22 protein-coding genes are annotated in these 18,436 nt (G+C 62.5%); 8 read left to right on the top strand and 14 right to left on the bottom strand.

Annotation, left to right across the window (positions count from 1 at the left end):
- A complete protein-coding gene (gene folD, locus KQ296_RS05820) occupies positions 1-882 on the bottom strand; it encodes a bifunctional methylenetetrahydrofolate dehydrogenase/methenyltetrahydrofolate cyclohydrolase FolD (RefSeq protein ID WP_011933473.1) in 882 nt (293 codons plus the stop codon).
- Between the two features lie 71 nt (positions 883-953).
- On the opposite strand from folD, the gene KQ296_RS05815 reads away from it, so the two are divergent.
- Complete coding sequence (locus KQ296_RS05815; protein ID WP_041428567.1) at positions 954-3,059, top strand: HDIG domain-containing metalloprotein; 2,106 nt, start codon at positions 954-956, stop codon at positions 3,057-3,059.
- On the opposite strand, the gene KQ296_RS05810 is transcribed toward KQ296_RS05815, so the two are convergent.
- The 6 genes from KQ296_RS05810 to KQ296_RS05785 form a co-directional block, all read right to left on the bottom strand.
- Positions 3,056-3,649 carry an RluA family pseudouridine synthase gene (locus KQ296_RS05810; protein ID WP_011933475.1) on the bottom strand — a complete coding sequence of 198 codons (594 nt, stop codon included), beginning with the start codon at positions 3,647-3,649 and terminating at the stop codon, positions 3,056-3,058. The two genes, KQ296_RS05815 and KQ296_RS05810, sit on opposite strands and share 4 nt — an antisense overlap.
- A 61-nt stretch (positions 3,650-3,710) precedes the next feature.
- Positions 3,711-4,112, bottom strand: coding sequence for a hypothetical protein (locus KQ296_RS05805; RefSeq protein WP_011933476.1), 402 nt, complete (start codon positions 4,110-4,112; stop codon positions 3,711-3,713).
- Between the two features lie 48 nt (positions 4,113-4,160).
- Positions 4,161-4,457, bottom strand: coding sequence for a hypothetical protein (locus KQ296_RS05800; RefSeq protein WP_041428569.1), 297 nt, complete (start codon positions 4,455-4,457; stop codon positions 4,161-4,163).
- 13 nt (positions 4,458-4,470) lie between these two features.
- On the bottom strand, positions 4,471-5,022 hold the full coding sequence (locus tag KQ296_RS05795) for a hypothetical protein (protein WP_011933478.1): 552 nt from the start codon (positions 5,020-5,022) through the stop codon (positions 4,471-4,473).
- Between the two features lie 67 nt (positions 5,023-5,089).
- A complete protein-coding gene (locus tag KQ296_RS05790; protein ID WP_011933479.1) occupies positions 5,090-5,389 on the bottom strand; it encodes an MTH1187 family thiamine-binding protein in 300 nt (99 codons plus the stop codon).
- A gap of 127 nt (positions 5,390-5,516) precedes the next feature.
- Positions 5,517-5,783 (bottom strand): hypothetical protein, encoded by a 267-nt coding sequence (locus KQ296_RS05785; RefSeq protein ID WP_011933480.1) that lies wholly within the window; start codon positions 5,781-5,783, stop codon positions 5,517-5,519.
- 85 nt (positions 5,784-5,868) lie between these two features.
- Here KQ296_RS05785 and KQ296_RS05780 point away from each other — a divergent pair, with 85 nt between their 5' ends.
- Positions 5,869-6,330: a hypothetical protein gene (locus KQ296_RS05780; protein ID WP_011933481.1), complete on the top strand. Its 462-nt coding sequence runs from the start codon at positions 5,869-5,871 to the stop codon at positions 6,328-6,330.
- A gap of 68 nt (positions 6,331-6,398) precedes the next feature.
- Positions 6,399-6,605: a hypothetical protein gene (locus KQ296_RS05775; protein ID WP_011933482.1), complete on the top strand. Its 207-nt coding sequence runs from the start codon at positions 6,399-6,401 to the stop codon at positions 6,603-6,605.
- Positions 6,606-6,618: 13 nt separating this feature from the next.
- On the opposite strand, the gene KQ296_RS05770 is transcribed toward KQ296_RS05775, so the two are convergent.
- The 3 genes from KQ296_RS05770 to KQ296_RS05760 all read right to left on the bottom strand — a co-directional run bounded on the left by KQ296_RS05770 (position 6,619) and on the right by KQ296_RS05760 (position 7,481).
- Positions 6,619-6,900 (bottom strand): 2Fe-2S iron-sulfur cluster-binding protein, encoded by a 282-nt coding sequence (locus tag KQ296_RS05770; RefSeq protein WP_011933483.1) that lies wholly within the window; start codon positions 6,898-6,900, stop codon positions 6,619-6,621.
- Between the two features lie 83 nt (positions 6,901-6,983).
- The gene (locus KQ296_RS05765) at positions 6,984-7,145 is read right to left on the bottom strand and encodes a hypothetical protein (protein ID WP_011933484.1); all 162 of its coding nucleotides are present in this window, start codon (positions 7,143-7,145) and stop codon (positions 6,984-6,986) included.
- 90 nt (positions 7,146-7,235) lie between these two features.
- Positions 7,236-7,481, bottom strand: coding sequence for a Nif11-like leader peptide family natural product precursor (locus tag KQ296_RS05760; RefSeq protein ID WP_011933485.1), 246 nt, complete (start codon positions 7,479-7,481; stop codon positions 7,236-7,238).
- A 75-nt stretch (positions 7,482-7,556) separates the two neighbouring features.
- Here KQ296_RS05760 and KQ296_RS05755 point away from each other — a divergent pair, with 75 nt between their 5' ends.
- The gene (locus KQ296_RS05755; protein WP_011933486.1) at positions 7,557-8,030 is read left to right on the top strand and encodes a hypothetical protein; all 474 of its coding nucleotides are present in this window, start codon (positions 7,557-7,559) and stop codon (positions 8,028-8,030) included.
- Between the two features lie 16 nt (positions 8,031-8,046).
- Positions 8,047-8,436 (top strand): hypothetical protein, encoded by a 390-nt coding sequence (locus KQ296_RS05750; protein WP_011933487.1) that lies wholly within the window; start codon positions 8,047-8,049, stop codon positions 8,434-8,436.
- On the opposite strand, the gene KQ296_RS05745 is transcribed toward KQ296_RS05750, so the two are convergent.
- The gene (locus KQ296_RS05745) at positions 8,426-9,283 is read right to left on the bottom strand and encodes a carbohydrate ABC transporter permease (RefSeq protein ID WP_011933488.1); all 858 of its coding nucleotides are present in this window, start codon (positions 9,281-9,283) and stop codon (positions 8,426-8,428) included. The two genes, KQ296_RS05750 and KQ296_RS05745, sit on opposite strands and share 11 nt — an antisense overlap.
- 4 nt (positions 9,284-9,287) lie before the next feature.
- Positions 9,288-10,910, bottom strand: coding sequence for a 2-isopropylmalate synthase (locus KQ296_RS05740; protein WP_011933489.1), 1,623 nt, complete (start codon positions 10,908-10,910; stop codon positions 9,288-9,290).
- Positions 10,911-11,034: 124 nt separating this feature from the next.
- On the opposite strand from KQ296_RS05740, the gene KQ296_RS05735 reads away from it, so the two are divergent.
- The gene (locus tag KQ296_RS05735) at positions 11,035-12,606 is read left to right on the top strand and encodes a glycoside hydrolase family 57 protein (RefSeq protein WP_011933490.1); all 1,572 of its coding nucleotides are present in this window, start codon (positions 11,035-11,037) and stop codon (positions 12,604-12,606) included.
- Here the strand turns inward: KQ296_RS05735 and crtL are convergent.
- Positions 12,573-13,826, bottom strand: coding sequence for a lycopene beta cyclase (gene crtL / locus KQ296_RS05730; RefSeq protein WP_041428573.1), 1,254 nt, complete (start codon positions 13,824-13,826; stop codon positions 12,573-12,575). The two genes, KQ296_RS05735 and crtL, sit on opposite strands and share 34 nt — an antisense overlap.
- A 2-nt stretch (positions 13,827-13,828) precedes the next feature.
- Positions 13,829-16,477, bottom strand: a complete 2,649-nt coding sequence (gene gyrA / locus KQ296_RS05725; RefSeq protein ID WP_041428575.1) for a DNA gyrase subunit A — start codon at positions 16,475-16,477, stop codon at positions 13,829-13,831.
- Between the two features lie 136 nt (positions 16,478-16,613).
- On the opposite strand from gyrA, the gene KQ296_RS05720 reads away from it, so the two are divergent.
- Positions 16,614-17,168, top strand: coding sequence for a CAAD domain-containing protein (locus KQ296_RS05720; RefSeq protein WP_011933493.1), 555 nt, complete (start codon positions 16,614-16,616; stop codon positions 17,166-17,168).
- Positions 17,169-17,226: 58 nt separating this feature from the next.
- A complete protein-coding gene (locus KQ296_RS05715) occupies positions 17,227-18,390 on the top strand; it encodes a GuaB3 family IMP dehydrogenase-related protein (protein ID WP_011933494.1) in 1,164 nt (387 codons plus the stop codon).
- Positions 18,391-18,436 lie beyond the last annotated feature (46 nt).

Here is an 18,436-nt window from a genome sequence, read left to right as displayed (position 1 = left end):
TCACGGCACGAGGTCAGCAAGATCATGATCGAGCTGATGGCGTCGGCTCCAGGCCAGCACTGTGTTCACCAGGAGCATGGTGACGGTCATCGGACCAACGCCGCCCGGAACGGGAGAGAGCGCTGCAGCCAGTGGCTCCAGTTCGGCAGCGTTCACATCACCGCACAATCCACCCTCAGGCCGGCGGTGAATGCCCACATCCACAACCACGGCACCGGGGGCCACATGCTCAGCACCGATCATCTCCGGCCGTCCCGCTGCGACCACAAGAATGTCGGCCTGACGGGTGAGGGCGGCGAGATCGCGGGTGCGGGAGTGCGCCACCATGACCGTTGCGTTGGCCGCCTGAAGCATCAGGGCCATCGGCTGGCCCACAAGAATGCTGCGTCCCACCACTACAGCGCGTTTGCCGGAGGGATCAATGCCCTGACTGCGCAACATGGCCATCACGCCGGCAGGGGTGCAGCTGCGCGGGCCTGGTTCACCCTTCAAGAGGCGGCCAAGGTTGAGTGTGTGCAGACCATCCGCGTCCTTATCGGGATCGATCGCAGCCAACAGAGGGGTTTCATCAAGACCCGCCGGCAAGGGCAGCTGCAACAAGATTCCATCCACCCGCTCATCGGCATTGAGCGCTTGGATGGTCTTCAGCAGGGTCTCCGGTTGCGAGGACGCCGGTAGATGGGCCCCGAAGCTCTCCACACCCACCCGGGCGCAGGCTTTCTCCTTGTTGGCCACGTACACCGCGCTGGCGGGATCATCACCCACCCGCAGAACAGCAAGGCCTGGCGGGCGGCCGGCCTTGGCACAGCCGCTGCGCACCTGCTGGGCGAGGCGCTGTTCCAGCTCCTTGGCCAGCGCTTTTCCATCCAATCTGAGGGCCATCGCCGACTGATGCATGTGAATCCAGCATGCCGCTCCAGCAGAGCTAGCGTTTCCTCTGGAAGCATCCACCAATCTTGCGTTCGCATTCCCTAGCAAGGTTCTGGAGATCCTGGCTCAGGAGTGAGTCTCCGCGGCGGCCGGTGCTGCGCTGGACCCGCCTGCAACGCAGCGTTCTCCTGGTGCTGTGCCTTTTGGTGGCGCTGATTTCCAGTTGGCCATGGCTGGTGGAGCCCGATGTGCGGCCGGGCCTGACAGCGCCGTTTGACGCAGTGGCACCGAAGGATGCCCGGGTGGTCGACAGCGAAGCGCTGAAGCAACGGCGATCGAGCTTGGTGCCGAGCACGCTGGTTCAGGTGATCGACAACAAGCAGGATCAGCAACTGCGCATGCGTCTCGAACGCTATCTGGGGGAACTGGAACGGGTCGCCAGCAGCGATGATGCCGATCGGATCGGCCCGGTGAACCTGAGCGCCGCAGAAGAGGACTGGCTTGAAGAGCGCTTACCGGACGAACGCCTGAGCTGGGATATGGCTGTGCGCAGGGCGCTCGAACGCATGCTCAGCCAGGGATTGGTCAACAACCTGGCCGAGGAACAGCTGCGTCAGGCCACATCCCTACAGCTGGAGGAGCTGGGAGCCGCCGACGCGCCAGCACGAACGCTTGGCTCCAAGCTGCTCACCACCACCCTGCAGGGTGCCAGCAATCTCAAAACCGATCCGCAACGCAGCCAAAGGTTGATCGAGAAACTGATCACCCAGCAGGGCATCCCCGTGATCGAAGTCAACCAAGGTGACTTGATCACGCAAAAGGGCGAACCAATCAGCTCCCAGGCCTACGACGTTCTCGATTTCTTCGGCCTGGTGAACCGCAGACCCAAATTGGGAATCTGGCTGATCCGATTTACAGAATCCCTCGCCGCCTGCGGGATTCTTCTGCTCGTGATGCGCCGCGAGCGCCCCTGCCTCGAAGCACCCCATGGACTGCTGGCCCTGGGATTGCTGCTGATCTCTCAAGCCTGCAAGGTTTGGTTTGGCGCGGCCGTCAGCCCGTTGGCGGTGATCGTGCCGCCCACCTTGCTCCTGGCCCAGGGCCTTGGAACCAGCAGCGCCCTGGCATGGATGGCCGTTGCCAGCCTGCTCTGGCCCACACCGGTGACGGGCCTTGGGGAGGGGCGGCTGCTGATTGCTGCGGCAACAGCCACCGTGGCCGCTCTTCAGGCGGGCCGGCTCAGAAGTCGTGCCCAGCTTCTGCAACTGGCGGTGCTGCTGCCGCTCGGAGCGTTGGTTCTGGAGCTGCTTCTCCTCAACAGATCGTCAGGATCCCTTGTGGATCAGGACTGGAGCCGACTGCTTCCCAACTCGGGAGATCTGACATCGGAAGCCTTGTTGCTGGGCCTGCTGATGATGCTGACGATCCTGGTCATTCCCCTGCTCGAAAGTTCCTTCGGTCTGCTGACCCGGGCAAGGTTGATGGAACTGGCCGACCAGGAACGCCCCCTGCTGCGCCGGCTCTCCTCAGAGGCTCCAGGCACGTTCGAGCACACGCTGATGATCTGCAGCCTGGCCGAAGAGGGCGCGCGCGCCATCGGTGCCGATGTGGATCTGATCCGCACCGGGTCGCTTTATCACGACGTTGGCAAATTGCATGCGCCGGATTGGTTCATCGAGAACCAAACCACCGACCACAACCCGCACACAGCACTCAATGACCCGATCGCCAGCGCGGGGGTGCTGCAGGCCCATGTGGATGAAGGTCTGAAATTGGCCAGGCGCCACCGGCTGCCCCGACCGATCGCCGACTTCATTCCCGAGCATCAGGGAACCTTGCGGATGGGGTATTTCCTGCACCAGGCACGGCTGAAGGATCCCGAGATTTCAGAGCAGCGCTTTCGCTATCACGGCCCGACGCCCCGCTCCAAGGAGACGGGAATCATGATGGTGGCGGACGGTTGCGAGGCCGCCCTGCGCTCGTTGCCGCCCGACACGAGCGATGCGGAAGCCCAGGCCACCGTGAAGCGCATTGTGGAAGCGCGGCTGAGCGATGGACAGTTGCGTCAAAGCAGCCTCAGTCGCGCGGAGCTCGAGCTTGTGATGCGGGCATTCGTGAAGGTGTGGCGCCGCATGCGCCATCGCCGCATTCCCTACCCGATTCCGGCCAAACGGCGATTCACGGCTTAGGGGTGAGCCCAGGCGGGCCATGGAGCGCGTACACGCACCTGACTGCCTGGTTGATCAGGGTCAGGGAAACGCAAGGCGATCGCCCTGAGCCGCAGCCCCCCCGCTGCGCAGCCTGGGTTGTAGATCGGGTCGCCGATGATCGGATGGTGAAGGGCCGCCAGATGGGCACGCAGCTGATGGGATCGGCCTGTCCTCGGGCAGAGCCAGAGACGCGTTCTGGTTTCCATCCGCTGCAAACGACGCCAGAGCGTGAGGCACGCCTTGCCGTCGGGATGCACGCCATAGGTGGGCGGTTGACGATTCAAACGCGCCAGGGGGAGATCGATCCGTCCGCTGACCGCTCCCATCGATCCCTGAACATCAGCGAGATACAGCTTCCCGACCCTTCGCGCTGCAAACAGAGCGCCCAACACCCGTTGCGTGTCGGCATCCTTCGCCAGAAGCACGAGTCCTGAGGTGTCGCGATCGAGACGATGCACGAGGCGCAGATCAGGGCACGCATGCTGGAGGCGGCTGATCAGGGAATCGCGCTGGTGAACACCCAGACCGGGCTGGCACAGCAGGCCTGCTGGTTTGTCCACCACCAGCAAACGGGGATGATCGAAAACGAGGGGCAGCCCAGCCAGTTGACGGGCGACCTGGCCCCCTGGCCTACAAGCGACCACCGCGCCGATGGGCTGGACGGCACCAGTAAATGAGTGCCAGCACGTTCACGAGCCCGAGCAACACCGAAGCGAAACCCAGGGGGCGCGCCTCAGGACCGAGCACCAGGCGCACGATCCCGTAAGGCAACGCACCTCCAAGGGCCATCGACAGGGCCACGATCGTGAGAATCACACCCCAACGTCGCTGCGCCAGCAGTCCGGACGCTGCCACGATGCCCACGATCGCCGCAGGCCAGGCCAGAGAAAAAGCCAGGGTGATGTTGGTGATTTTCAGGCCTGCGGATTCATCCAACCCAAAAGCCCCCCAAGCGATCAACGGCAGGGCAAGGAGATTGGCCAGCAGGCCAATCCAGGTCATCAACCAGTACCCGCGCAGCCTGGGACCCATGGAGTCAGCGTGCAAACGTGCTCACCGTAGGGGGCCGCTGCCGTCGCTCTAGTCCTCATCAATGCGCAACGCTGTGTCCAGAGCGCTGAGCAGCATGGCAGCGGCTTCATCGCGATCCATCGCGTCCACAGCCATCCGTTCGATCCAGGCTTGGCAGAGCGCTTCGATTTGATTGAACAGTGGGCCTGAGGCTTGCAGCGCATCACGCACGCGCTGGGACGCTTCTTGATCGATCTCAAGCTGATCCAACAGTCGATAGCGCTGACCGTCGTCGCCGAGATAGGTCAGGTAACCCTCGTCATCCAGTTTCGGAGTGGTGATGGGCGTGACGGATGGATCATCCATGGTGACCTCAGCCTCAGGGAGTTTCAGGCGGTTCATGGGAGACGCCTGGGGGGACTGGCACGGAGCCCCGAAGCAGGCGATCGGCGCAGAAGCTGCGGAACAGTGCCTCAACCTCCTGGGGAGGGAGACCCTGCACCAAGCGCGCTTCAATCTCTTCACGCTGCTGCGACTGGTGATAGAGACGCAGCTCCTGGAACGTTGTTCTGGAACGGGCCTCGATCGCTTCCAAGGCCTGGTCGACCTGATGGTCAGCGAGTAGGGCACCGCCGTGGCAGTGCTGCATCACATGCGCGGATTCATGGGCAAGCACCACCCAGATCTGCTTGGGGTCGTTCTCGAGGTTGTTGGAACAAAGAAGAAGAGCGTTGCGCTGGGAGTGAAACGCGCCCAGCAGGGACGGTGGGCAATCTTTGGCCACCATGGTTTCGGTGCCGGCACGCCGGATCAGCGAGGCATAACGACCGATGCTATCCCAGCTCTCCGCGCGCACTGGGCCGGAGGCCAGGGACGCAAAAGAGGCCATCGCCAGCACGACGGCAACGGAACGACCAAGCCGAAACCCCATTGAGCAGTCCCATACTTATTCTCATTAGAGACAGCAGAGACGCAAAAGAGCTGAAGGTTCGGTTCTTCTACCGATTCAGCCGCTGCACGCTTTCCACCTTGTCGCGGAAGGACTGCTCACGATCGATGCGCGTGTTCACACGCAACGTGGCGTGAATCCTCGGCACACCGTCCTGATGCAAGCGCGCATGACAGGCCTTGACGCAAGCAAACACGGCATCCCAGTCGCCTTCGATGGCTGTGCCATTGGGTCCAAGCTCGTAGTCAAGCCCAGAGGCCTCAAGCACCTCCTGGCAAGTCGCCACATAAGGCGCAAGGGAGACCCCCACACCGAGCGGCACAAGGCAGAGATCAACGCTCACGCGCATCCATCGCTCCAGTCACGTCCTGTCATGGTTAGTCAGGAGCTCAGTTAGATGCAAGCTTCAGCAAGCGGCCAAACTGGCCCGAGCGGGGGCGGCACGGCCGGCGAGAACCCCAGCGCTGCGGAGCTCCTCAGGGAGCTCCTGTTTTTTTGGCGCGAGCACCATGCCCGAGCAGGCAGGCGCTGGGATAACCAAGCGTGCGCCACTCACCGCAGCTCGTCTGAACCTCAAGCCCGATCCCCCGCTCACAGTCCGAACGGGCGCTGCCCTGCCCTTCACACCAGCGACTCGCGGCCGCTTCAGCAGCCGCAATCGATTCATAGGGCGCATCAAGCACTGGATGGGGACTGCCATCGAGAGACACCAATCGATAGATGGCGTGCTTGGCCTTGGACACTATTCCACTTCCGCAACTGTCACCAGTGTTCCATGCTTCGTGAGGGCGCGCCATCCCGGAAACCACCCCTCTTGCCCCCATCGCCATGACGAGCCAAAACCTCTCCAATGCCTACGAGGCCCTGCTGAGCTGCGCCCCAGCACCCCTTTTTCAGAAGGCCAGAGACCTTTACCTCAAGAAATACGCCTTGGATGGCCGCAAAAGCGAAAGCCCTTTGCGCCTGTTTGTGGCCCAGGAAACCCTCAACGAAACCATCAGCTCCGACCCAGAGGCGCCACCCCACGGACGCATTGCTCGCCTCGAAGCCAGAACCGAGGAACTCGCCCTGGTGCACTGGCAGAACCCTGAACCCGCCGATCACAGCGCTGTCGAGCGCTACCTGCGTGACGCCTGGGGGCTCGCCGATCTGTCACTCCATCCCTGCGACGCCCCCTGGTTTCGCGAGGGGGGCCACCAGCAACGCCTCACACTCCCGACGCCCCTGATCTGGACGCGGGAAGCGCGCTACCAGGACGTTGAAAAATCTCTCGAGGATGAAAACCTATAAAAAACTGAAAGCCAGTGAAGGCCCAGGCACCCCTGGCTAAGCCGGAACTAAGTCTCAGTGGATCAAAGATGAGAACTTCTCTTCCAGAGCGCTACGTCCTGCGCCACAGAGGCAGTGGTCGTTACCTGCGGGTGAATGACCTGAGCCAGCAGATCGAGGCGATCGAAAGCCCCGAATCCGCCTGGAACTTCCACAGCCATGAGGGGGCCGTCACCCATGCCCTCTGGATCGGCGAGGTGCACGGACAGACCCCTGATGTGGTGAAGATGCGCTGAGCGACCCGCTGAATCAGAGCTCGTCTTCAACCTCAGCCTTGATGGTGCAATCAGCCAGGGGGTAGCTGACACAGAGCAGGGCATAACCGTTGCCCATTTGCTCGTCGTCGAGGAAGCTTTGATCCGCTTGATCAACGCTTCCGCTCAACACCTTGCCTGCACAGGTGCTGCAGGCACCGGCGCGACAGGAATAGGGAAGATCGACACCCTGCTCTTCGGCAGCATCGAGAATGTATTGATCGTCTGCGCAGGAAAAGCTTTTTCCGCCTTCAAGGGTGATGGTGAAGGAAGCCATGGAATTTCAAGCGATCAGCTCTTTGCTAATCGGCAACCACTAAGCAGGCAGCACCGCGTGCGTAATCGCTGACGCAGCAACAATCAACGCTGGCCGACCAGGTCTTCCCAGGTCAAAAACTGACGGCTGTCCACCTGATCCGAGGATGCAGCGCGTTGATCGCGATAGGGCACCAGCTCCTCGTCAAAGCACTCCAACATCGCCTCGGCGCGGTATTGACCCGACCACTCTTTCCAGAACGACATCTCAAACACTGAGCTTGAGACCAGCATTGAGTGTCTGCTGCGAAAGATCCGTATTCGGGGCTACCTCAGAGGGTGCACAGGGGCACAGCCTCAACCCTGAATGAAATGGCGCAATCGCCTGGAGTCGTCAGCCATCCTGCGTTGGAGCTCAGCCGAAGGAGCGTCAGCGTCTTCGCGGGCTTGCGCTGAGAACACATCCTCCTCGGTGATCTGAAATCCATGCCCCCGGGCGAGCTCGATCAGAGCCTCAATCGAGAGAGGCTCGGCCAGGCTGGCCGCGAGCGCCGCGTCGGTTTCACGCAAGCGCAGGAAGGCATCAAGATCCTGAAGCGTCATTCGCAGCTGAAGGGGATGGCCACCATTCCATCACCGCACGCTGCTAAGACTGCTTCATCCTCGCGAATGCGATGCATGGCGATCCAACGTCTGACCTCAGTGCTTCTCGGAGCAGCCGGCACTCTGTTGGTTCTCGATTCAAGTTTGGTCGCGAAGGCGGCCTGCACATTTCTGCCTCCCGTGGGCGGGGACGGCAGCAGCAAGATCGTTAAAAAGCGCGTTGGCAAAGGAAAACTTCTCGGGCGAACCAACTGGAATACCGATTTCGCCGTGAACAGGCCCTATCGGAGTTACAAGCTCTTCTTCACCGCCGATTCCACAGCCACAGGAACCTATCCGGTGGAGGCCTTTCTGAAATTCACCGACGGAAGCAATCTGCGCGTGGTGAAGGAATCACTGACGCCGCCGATCGGCCAAGGGCGCATGTTTGGCCCCTTCACGGTGCCCCAGGGCAAGCAGATGAAGCAGGTGAACTTCAAGATTGGTGCGGGCAGTGACCCGAACTCCACGGGGTTCAGTTATCGAATTTCCGTTCAAGGCTGCAACTGAAGGCGGCTTAATACCGATGCGTGAGCGACTCCTGCTCTTGATTCCAGTTGCCGGATTCAGCTGTTTGCTGGTGTTATTCATGGTGTTCTGGCAAGCCATCCAATACCAGAACAACCGATTGCAGAACCTCACGAATCGCTTGAAAGATCTCGAACAACGCGAAGAAGTGAACAGCCGGCAGCTCCTTGAGCAACAACTCGGCGTGTTGAAGACCCGTCAACAGAAGCTGCAAATCGAAATCAAAAGCCTGCAAATCCTTCAGAACGACTCCGCCAAACGCGAAGCACGCCTGCTGGACACGCTCAGGAAGAACGCCGCCCTGCCCTCCACGCCAGATGGGGGCACGGGGGATGCGCCGGCCATCCCCACCCCAGTCACAACCGATCCATCAACCCTTAACCCTTAACCGCATCGCCACTGGCGCTTGGAAGGATGAAGCGCTGAAGAAGCACAAACAGAATCAACACCGGCAGGATCGACACCACCGAACCAGCTGCGACAACGCGCCAGTCGTTCGAGAAGCTGCTGGCGAGCTGCTGCAGCCCGAGGGGCAGGGTGAACAGCTGGGGATCGTCAAGGATCACCAGGGGCCAGAGGAAATCGCTCCACGTGCCGATGAACACAAACATCGCCAGGGTGATCAGATCGGCTCGGGCCGCGGGAATCATCACGTTCCACCATTCCCCAAGCTTGCTGCAGCCATCGATGCGAGCGGCTTCCTCCAGTTCCACCGGCACCCCGAGAAAACTTTGACGCAGAAGGTAAAGACCAAAGGCCGTTGCAGCCTGGGGAATCACAAGGGCCAGAAGGGTGTTTCTCAGGCCCAGCTGCACCATCAGCAAGTACAGAGGAATCATCACCACCTGGAAGGGGATCAGGATGGTGGCGACCACCAGGCCCAGCACCAGTCCCCGGCCGGCAAATTGCATGCGCGCCAGGGGGTAGGCCGCCAGGGAGCAGAACAGAAGATTGGCCACAACAGCCACCAGGCTCACGATGGTGCTGTTCAGCAGGTAAAGGCCCAGAGGGTTTGCCTGGAACAACCGCACGTAGGCGGCGAGGCTGGGTTGCGCGGGAAGCAACGCCGGGGGGCTTGTGAAGATGTCTTCAGCAGGGCCTTTGAGCGATGTGCTCACAAGCCAAAGCAGCGGCACCAAAACCACCAAAGCCAACAGGATCAGCAAAAGCAGCTGAAGCACTGAGCGCGGGGTGGTGCGGTCCTTCGCCAGGGCGGGGGGCTGGTGACGGGCCATCGAGTCAGAGGGTCGGGCTGGCGTCCAAAGGCGTGGCATCCCGCTGGGGATGAAGGGTTGGGTTCAAAGACCCGGCCACCAGGCGATTGAGGGCATTCACAAAGGCCTGAGCGGCGGCGACCACCACATCGGTGTCGGCAGCATGGCCGGAAAAGAGCTGACCGTCACGCCGCAGCCGGATCGTGACCTCGCCCATGGCATCGATGCCCTCGGTGACGGACTTCACCGAAAACTCCACCAGTTCGTTGGGCTCCCCGGCCAGGGCATTGAGGGCACGGCACACCGCATCCACAGGGCCTGTGCCGATCGCAGCCTCGCTCTGTTCTTGGCCCTCCTCATCGAGCAGGGTCACGGTGGCTGTGGGCTGCAGACTGCTGCCGCAGCTCACCTGCACCAACTTGAGCTGATAACGGGCATCGGGTTGTTGCACCTGCTCGCTCACGATCGCCTCAAGGTCGCGATCGGTGATGTCGCGCTTGCGATCGGCCAACTCCTTGAAGCGGGCGAAGGCATCGTCGAGGTCTTCGCGGCTGAGGTCGTAGCCGAGTTCCTCGAGACGGGCACGCACCGCGCTGCGGCCGCTCAGCTTGCCAAGGGAGATGCGGTTATCGGTGAGACCAACCGTGCGGGCATCGACGATCTCGTAGGTGAGGCGGTTTTTGAGAACGCCGTCCTGGTGAATGCCTGATTCATGGGCAAAGGCATTCGCACCCACAATCGCCTTGTTGGGCTGAACCACCATGCCGGTGAGGTTGGAAACCAGACGCGACGTTTTGGTGATCTCCTCGGTGCGCACACCTGTTAAGGGGGTGGGGGAGTCTTCCGCTCGGCCGAAAAAGGGATTGAAGTAGCGGCGGCGGACGTGCAACGCCATCACCAGCTCTTCGAGCGCTGCGTTACCGGCGCGTTCGCCGATGCCATTGATGGTGCACTCCAACTGGCGGGCCCCGTTCTTCACAGCCTCCAGGAAGTTGGCCACGGCCAGGCCTAGGTCGTTGTGGCCATGCACCGACAGCACCGCCTCACTGATGTTGGGCACGTGCTGGTCGATCCCAGCGATCAAGGCGCCGAACTCGGCCGGTGTGGTGTACCCCACCGTGTCGGGGATGTTGATCGTGCTGGCACCAGCGTTGATGGCCGCTTCGATCACGGCGTAAAGGAACTCGGGATCACTGCGACCGGCGTCCTCGCAGGAGAACTCCACGTCGTCGACCAGAGAGCGGGCGTAGGCCACCATCTCGGGCACGATCGCCAACACCTCCTGGCGGCTTTTGCGCAGTTTGTGCTCGAGGTGAATGTCGCTCGTGGCGATGAAGGTGTGAATGCGGCGGCGCGGTGCAGGGGCCACCGCATCAGCGCAGGCCTTGATATCCCCGCGGGAGGCGCGGGCCAGGCCGCAGATGATCGGCCCCTGCTCTCCACCCACCTGCTGGGCGATGCGCTGAACGGCATTGAAGTCGCCAGGGCTGGCAAAAGGAAAGCCCGCTTCGATCACGTCGACGCCAAGGCGCGCCAGCTGCTGGGCAATGGCCAGCTTTTCTTCAAGGTTGAGGCTGGCGCCCGGCGACTGCTCACCATCCCTGAGGGTGGTGTCGAAGATCAGAACGCGGCCTGGATCATGGGCCATGGCAACAGCCTCGACGCGATTTAGTCGGAATGACTATGAGTTAGTCCAGTTTAGGGGAGAGGACTAGGGCCAACCCAGGGAAATGGACCAGATGCCGGGTACATTCGACCCACTTCGCAGGGGGATGGTGGCCAACGGTGCTCTAGCGCTCGTTCTCCACGCCCACCTGCCCTACGTGCGCGGAGCTGCACCGCAGTCGCTGGAAGAGGACTGGTTCTTTCAGGCCCTGATCGAGTGCTACCTACCGCTTCTGGACACCCTGGAGGCAGCGGCTGCCGATCCTCTCCAGGAGGCCCGGCTCACCATGGGCCTGTCGCCCACCTTGCTCTCGCTCCTGGCCGACCGCACCCTGCAATCGCGGTTTCCCGCCTGGGTTGAGGCCCGGCTGACGCTGCTCAAGCAGGCACCTGACGATCGCGAGGAGGCCGCCAGCGACCTCGGACTCTCGTTTCAAAAGCACCTGCAAGCCTGGAAAGACTGCGACGGCGATCTGATCAGCCGCTTCGCGGCTTTGCAGCGGCAGGGAGTGCTGGATCTCCTCACCTGCGGCGCCACCCACGGCTACCTGCCCCTGCTGCGCGAGCATCCGGAAACCGTGCGCGCCCAACTGCGCACAGCCGTGCGCGAGCACCATCGCCTGATCGGCGAGCGACCGCTGGGGATCTGGCTGCCGGAATGCGCGTATTACGAGGGCCTCGACCGCTGGATGCGGGATGCCGGCCTGCGGTATGCGGTGCTGGATGGCCATGGCCTGCTCCATGCAGAGCCCCGTCCGCGTTACGGCGTCTACGCCCCGATCGTGAGCCAACAGGGTGTGGCCTTTTTCGGGCGCGACAGCGATGCCACCCTGCCGGTGTGGTCCGCAAGGGACGGCTATCCCGGTGATCCCCTGTACCGGGAATTCCACCGAGACCTGGGCTGGGATCTGCCCGCAAAACAAATCGAAGCCCATGGCTTGCCCACGGGGCGTCCGCTCGGCCTCAAACTGCATCGGGTGAGTGATCCAAGCGGGGGGCTTGATGGCAAGTGCCCCTATGAACCGGAGAGAGCCCGCCAGCGCACGCAGGACCATGCCAGACACTTTCTGCAGGGCCGGCGCGAACAGCTCGAGCGCTTGCAGGCGGGCATGGCGATCGAGCCTCTCCTGGTGGCACCGTTCGATGCCGAACTGTTTGGCCACTGGTGGTTTGAGGGTCCGCACTTTCTGCGGGAGCTCTTCCGTCAGGGGCCTGCTGCAGGCGTGCGCTTCACAAGCCTGCGCGGGGTGCTGGCCAGCAGCCCGAACCTGCAGCTGTGCGCTCCCTGCCCGTCCAGCTGGGGACGGGGAGGATTCCACGATTACTGGCTCAATGAAACCAATGCCTGGATCATCCCGGAGTGGAGCCGGGCCGGGCGGGCGATGGTGGAACGCTGCAGCCGCGGCGTGGGTACTGAAGCCGATTTGCGTCTGCTCCATCAGGCGGGCCGAGAGCTGCTGCTGGCCCAGTCATCCGACTGGAGTTTCATCCTGCGGGCCGGCACCACCACCGAACTCGCCAAGGAAAGGATCGAGCGTCACCTCGCGCGCTTCTGGCGGTTGATGGCGGCCATCGACCGGCGCGAAGACCTGCCCGAGCATTGGCTGGAGGACGTGGAAGCCGAAGATGCTCTGTTTCCTCTGATTCAGCCGGCCGACTGGCGGAAGATCGGAGACTGAGCGGAAGAAACGCCCAGCACCAACCCCCGCCGCAACTCCCAGGGGGACAACGCAAACAAGCGCAGCATCACCGCCATCAAGCGCGGCAAAGGAAGCGTGTTGGTGAGGAAGCCAAACCACTCCTCCCGCGGCAGCGAAAAGAAGGTGGCGAAGTGGGTGCGCAACAAGGTTTCGTTGAAACCCATCAAGCGGCCCAGGCCGAACTGATAGAGCTGATGGCGCAGCACCAACTCCATCGGCCAAAGCTCTTGCCAGCCCCGTTGCGCCAAGGCCGCTGAGCCCAGGCTTGGATTGGCAAGGGCTTCCGCTAACGCCTGAGCCAGGTCCGGCCCGCGCCGCAGCAGTGCTCCCACCATGTAGCCAGAGGCCGGATGCACCATGCTCGCGGCACCCCCAAACGCCAACACCGGCTGACGGAGATCCGGCAGCGGCAGGTTCATCGGGAAGAGGCAGAACTCCTCATGGATCACCTCGGTAATCTCCACGCCGCGCAGTTCCAAGCGCTGCTGCAGCCGTTGCTTGAGCACGTCGTAGGGCACACCCGGTGCCAAGGCGAGCGAGGTTTCTTCCACGAAGAACACGCCATCGCCCAGATCCATCGCATACAAAAACGTGGGTGGTTCGCTGCGCTGCTGCTCACTGAGGTGATCGCAGCGGTAGTCCATCAGCACAAACCGGCCTGATTCAATCGGCGGTTTGGAGAACCGACCCACCACGCCGTAGGCCGCCTGGCCCGCCACCGGCCCTTGATCCGGGCGGCGAATGTGGGGCGTGCGCGAACCGGAGGCATCAATCACCAACCGCGCTTGCAATGTGGTTCCCGACACGCAGCTGACGCTGGTGGTTGCACCGTTCAGCTCCACCCGTTCGGCCGTGTCTTGATGCCAAACCACGCCGTCGGCCCGCTCCAGCCAATACCGCTGCAACGCGGCCCGATCGAACAAGCCGTAGTCGATCCCGTGGGCATGGCTCTGATCCTGAACCGTTGAGCCGCCGTCGCCGAAATAACTAACGGTGTCACTCCAGCGGTGCTCCAGCAAGTGCTCGAGACCTACCGCTTTGAGTTCATCGGCCCAGATGCCGTAGGTGTTCGGCCAGGGATCGTTGACCGGGTCGGGAGCGATGCCGGCAACCGCCACGCCGCGTTGGTTCAGTTCCGAGGCGATGCAGAGGGCAGCAGGACCGCCTCCCAGCACCAGCACATCCACCGGCTCAACCAAGGTCAGCTGTCCTGATCAGAGCTGGGCTCAGCAGCATTGGAGTCTGCACCGACAACAGGGGCATCACTGGCCTCAGCGTCAGCCTCCTCCTCGTCGGATTCGGCTTCCGGCGGCACCAACACCACCTCTGAGAGACGATCGCCCTTGTCAAGCCGCTGCAGACGCACCCCTGTGGCCGCCCGTGACTGCTGGGGAATGGAATCGGCACTGGTGCGCACAATCACGCCCTTCTCACTCACCAGCAACACCTCTTCGCCAGCGCCAAGCACGCGCAGACCCACCAAGGCATCGGCTTCAGTACGGAACTTCATCGCCCGTAGGCCCATGCCCGCCCGCTTCTGAAGACGGAACTGGGTGACGGGCACGCGCTTGCCCAAACCGGAGGCCGAAGCCACCAGCACCCAGGGACCATCGCTGACGTCCCCGGTTTCATCCTCACCGGAGTCGTCCTCGCTGCTCTGGGCCACCCGATCAGCCAGCTCCACCGGCAACACATCCATGCTCACCAGAGCATCACCGTCGCGCAGATTCATCGAGCGCACGCCGCGGGCCGTGCGCCCGAGGGGCCGGAGCTCATCGTCGCTGAGGCGGAAGTGAATGGTCATACCGGCCCGTGAGCCGATCAGCACGCTGTCGCCTGGCACCGCCAGGCGCACCCAGGTGAGCGCATCGCCTTCCTCCAGGCCGATGGCGATCAAACCGTTGGAGCGGATGTTGCTGAAGGCGGACAGGCGCGTGCGCTTGATGAAGCCCCCTTGGGTGAGCATCAACAGATCGGTGTCGTCGTTGAACTCCGACACCGCCAGCAGCGAGGTGATCATCTCCTCGCGGGGAATCGGCAGCAGCTGCACCACCGGGGTGCCCTTGGCGGTGCGGCTGCACTGGGGCACCCGATAGGCCGGCAGGGCATAGGACACGCCCCGGTCGCTGAACAACAACAAGGTGTCGTGGTCGTTGCAGCCGATGAACAGCTTCACGGCCTCCTCCCCCTGGCTGCGGGTGCCCGCCTTGCCGCGGGTGCCGCGGCTGGTGGCTTCAAATTCGCTCACCGGCATGCGCTTGAGGTAACCGGTTTCGGTGAGCAGCACCACGGAGCGCTCATTGGCGATCAGGTCGATGTCATCCAGACCACCCCCGAGATCAAGAATTTCAGTGCGCCTGGGAATGGCATGGCGATCGCGCAACTGGCCCAGTTCGTCCTGGATGATTCCGAACACCCGCTCGCGCCGGCCAAGGATGTCCTTGTAGTCGGCAATCTTGACGACCAGATCCTCATGCTCCAGCCGGATCTTGTCGGCCTCCAGAGCCGTTAGCCGGCGCAGTTGCATCTGCAGGATCGCGTCCGCCTGCACGTCAGACAAACCATGACGCTCCTGCAGTTGTTGGCGTGCAGTCGCCGTATCGGGAGCAGCCCGGATCAAGGCAATGATCGGGTCGAGCTGATCGAGGGCCAGCAGCAAGCCCAGCAGGATGTGGTCCCGCTCTTCGGCCTTGCGCAGGAAATAGCGGGTGCGCCGTTCGATGGTCTCGACCCGGAAGTCGAGGAACACCTCGAGCATCTTGCGCAAGGTGAGCAGGATCGGCTCTCCGTTCACCAGCGCCAGCATGTGGGCGCTGAAATTGCTCTGCAGTGGGGTGAGTTTGTAGAGGTTGTTCAGCACCACCTGGGGATAGGCATCCCTTCGCAGCTCCACCACGATGCGCATGCCATCGCGGTCGCTCTCATCGCGGATGTCTGAAATCCCCTCGAGCTTCTTGTCGTTCACCATCTCGGCGATGCGCTCAATCATCGCCGCCTTGTTGGTCTGATAAGGCAGCGCTGTGATGATCACGGCATCACGGTCCGGGCGACCAGGAACCTCAAGGGTCTCGATCGCAGCCACGCCGCGCATGGTCACCGAACCGCGCCCGCTCAGGTAGGTCTCCTTGATGCCTGTGCGGCCAAGAATCTGCCCTCCCGTAGGGAAGTCCGGTCCAGGGATCAGAGCCATCAACTCCTGATCACTGAGTTCGGGGTTCTCGATCAGTGCCAGCAAGCCGGCGATCAACTCACCGAGGTTGTGCGGAGGGATGTTGGTGGCCATCCCCACGGCGATGCCCGCTGAACCATTCAGCAGCAGCTGAGGAATCCTTGACGGCAACACCGTGGGTTCCTGCTGAGAGCCATCGAAGTTGTCGACGTAATCGACCGTCTCCGCTTCGATGTCTTCCAGCAGGCTGTCGGTGGTAAGTGCCTTCAGCCGCGATTCGGTGTAACGCATGGCCGCCGGCGGATCGTTGTCCACCGATCCGAAATTGCCATGGCCGTCGATCAGCGGCATCGACATGGAAAAGTCCTGGGCCATGCGCACCAGGGCGTCGTAAACCGCCGTGTCGCCGTGGGGGTGGTACTTACCGAGCACCTCACCCACCACACGGGCGCACTTCCGGTAAGGCCGGTCGCTGGTCAGACCGAGCTCGTACATCGCGTAAAGAATGCGCCGATGCACGGGTTTGAGGCCATCGCGAGCATCGGGCAACGCCCGGCCCACGATCACGCTCATCGCGTACTCGAGGTACGAGCGCGACATTTCATTGCGCAGATCCGTCTGGATGATCCGATCGTCGGAATCTCCGGGACCACCACTGCCGGGCCCCATTGGATCCGCCATACAAGACCTAAGCGCCGTAGACCACTTTATCGCGCCCTCGGCGAGCCACAACCACGCTGGTTTTCGTTTGCTTGCGCTGGGAAATCAGCGGCCAAGACGCCCTTACCATTTCCCGATCCCATAGATCCCGCAGTCGATGGCGTCTGAGACACCCTCTGAAGCAAAGCCTTCCCAAGCCGACATCACCGTGCTGGGCCAAGAGGAGGTTCAGAACGCCACTCCGGCTCCCGATCCAGCTCCGGCTGACGTTGTCGATCCCGCTGAAGCTCCGGCTCCAGTTCCAGCTCCGGCTCCCGAGCTGACCTCGCCCTCGATCGCCGAACGCGTCAGCGTTCCGGCAACACCACCCAGCGGCGACACCTCTGAAGAAGGCGGTGAATGGGACCTGCTCAGCACCAAGGTTCGCCAGTGGTGGGGTGAGCACGATCTCGCCGATCAGTGGCAGCGGCTGCGCAGACCGCTTCTGATCACGGCAGCGCTGATCGCCTTCATTCTCGTGCTCAGAATTTACGGCGGGGTCCTCGATGCCATTGCCACGATTCCGCTCGCGCCAAGGCTTTTCGAACTGGTGGGCGTGATTTACGCCACCTGGTTTGCCGCCACCCGTCTGGTCCGAAGCGAGGAGCGCCGCAAAATCGGCAGCGGGCTCGGCGATCTCTGGAGCAGCGTTCGCGGCAAGTCATCCAGCTGACGGCGGCGATCCTCCGCGCCACCGATTGGTAGCTTGATCACACTCTGTGACGACTGCGGTGGACATTCAGCTCGGACGCTCCAAGGTTGTACGCCGGGCCTATGGCATCGATGAGATTGCCCTGGTTCCGGGCGGTCGGACCGTGGATCCCGAGGTCACCGACACCCGGTGGACGCTTGGTGGAATCGAGCGGGAAATCCCGATCATCGCCAGCGCCATGGACGGCGTGGTGGACGTTGAGATGGCAGTGAAGCTCTCCAAACTCGGCGCCCTTGGCGTGCTCAACCTCGAAGGTGTTCAAACCCGTTACGACGACCCCAACGATGCCCTCGATCGCATCGCGTCCGTCGGCAAAGACGCTTTCGTGCCGCTCATGCAGGAGCTCTACAGCGAGCCCGTGCAGGAGCGTCTCATCCGCAAGCGCATCCAAGACATCAAGGCCCAGGGAGGAATCGCCGCCGTCAGCGGCACCCCGGTTGCCGCCATGCGCTTCGGCAAAGCCATTGCCGAGGCCGGTGCCGATCTGTTTTTTGTTCAGGCCACGGTCGTGTCCACGGAGCACATCGGTCCGGAAGGACGCGAAAGCCTGAACCTTGAAGCCCTCTGCCGGGACATGGGCGTGCCGGTTGTGATTGGAAACTGCGTCACCTATGACGTGGCCCTCCAGCTGATGCGCGCTGGTGCTGCAGGCGTGATGGTGGGCATTGGCCCAGGTGCAGCCTGCACATCGCGGGGCGTTCTCGGTGTTGGCATTCCCCAGGCCACCGCGGTTGCCGATTGCGCCGCTGCTCGTGCCGACTACGAACAGGAGAGCGGCCGCTACGTGCCGATCGTTGCCGATGGCGGAATCGTCACCGGAGGCGACATCTGCAAATGCATTGCCTGTGGCGCCGATGCCGTGATGATCGGCTCGCCCATCGCCCGGGCGGAGGAAGCCCCAGGGCGCGGATTCCACTGGGGCATGGCCACACCCAGCCCAGTACTGCCGCGGGGCACCCGCATCAATGTGGGGAGCACGGGAAGCCTGGAGCGAATCCTGCGGGGGCCAGCCAAGCTCGATGACGGAACCCACAACCTGCTCGGCGCTCTGAAAACCTCCATGGGGACACTTGGTGCCCGCACCATCAAAGAAATGCAATCGGTGGAGGTGGTTGTAGCCCCGTCCCTGCTCACTGAGGGCAAGGTGTACCAGAAAGCCCAGCAACTGGGCATGGGCAAATAGTCACAAGTCTCACCACGAGACACATGACGCAAAAGCAAGACACGCG

This window comes from Synechococcus sp. CS-197 (assembly GCF_025128215.1).
Taxonomy (GTDB): Bacteria; Cyanobacteriota; Cyanobacteriia; order PCC-6307; family Cyanobiaceae; genus Synechococcus_C.
The sequence above is the reverse complement of the archived record's forward strand: the minus strand, read 5'-3'. Positions and strand labels throughout refer to the sequence as shown.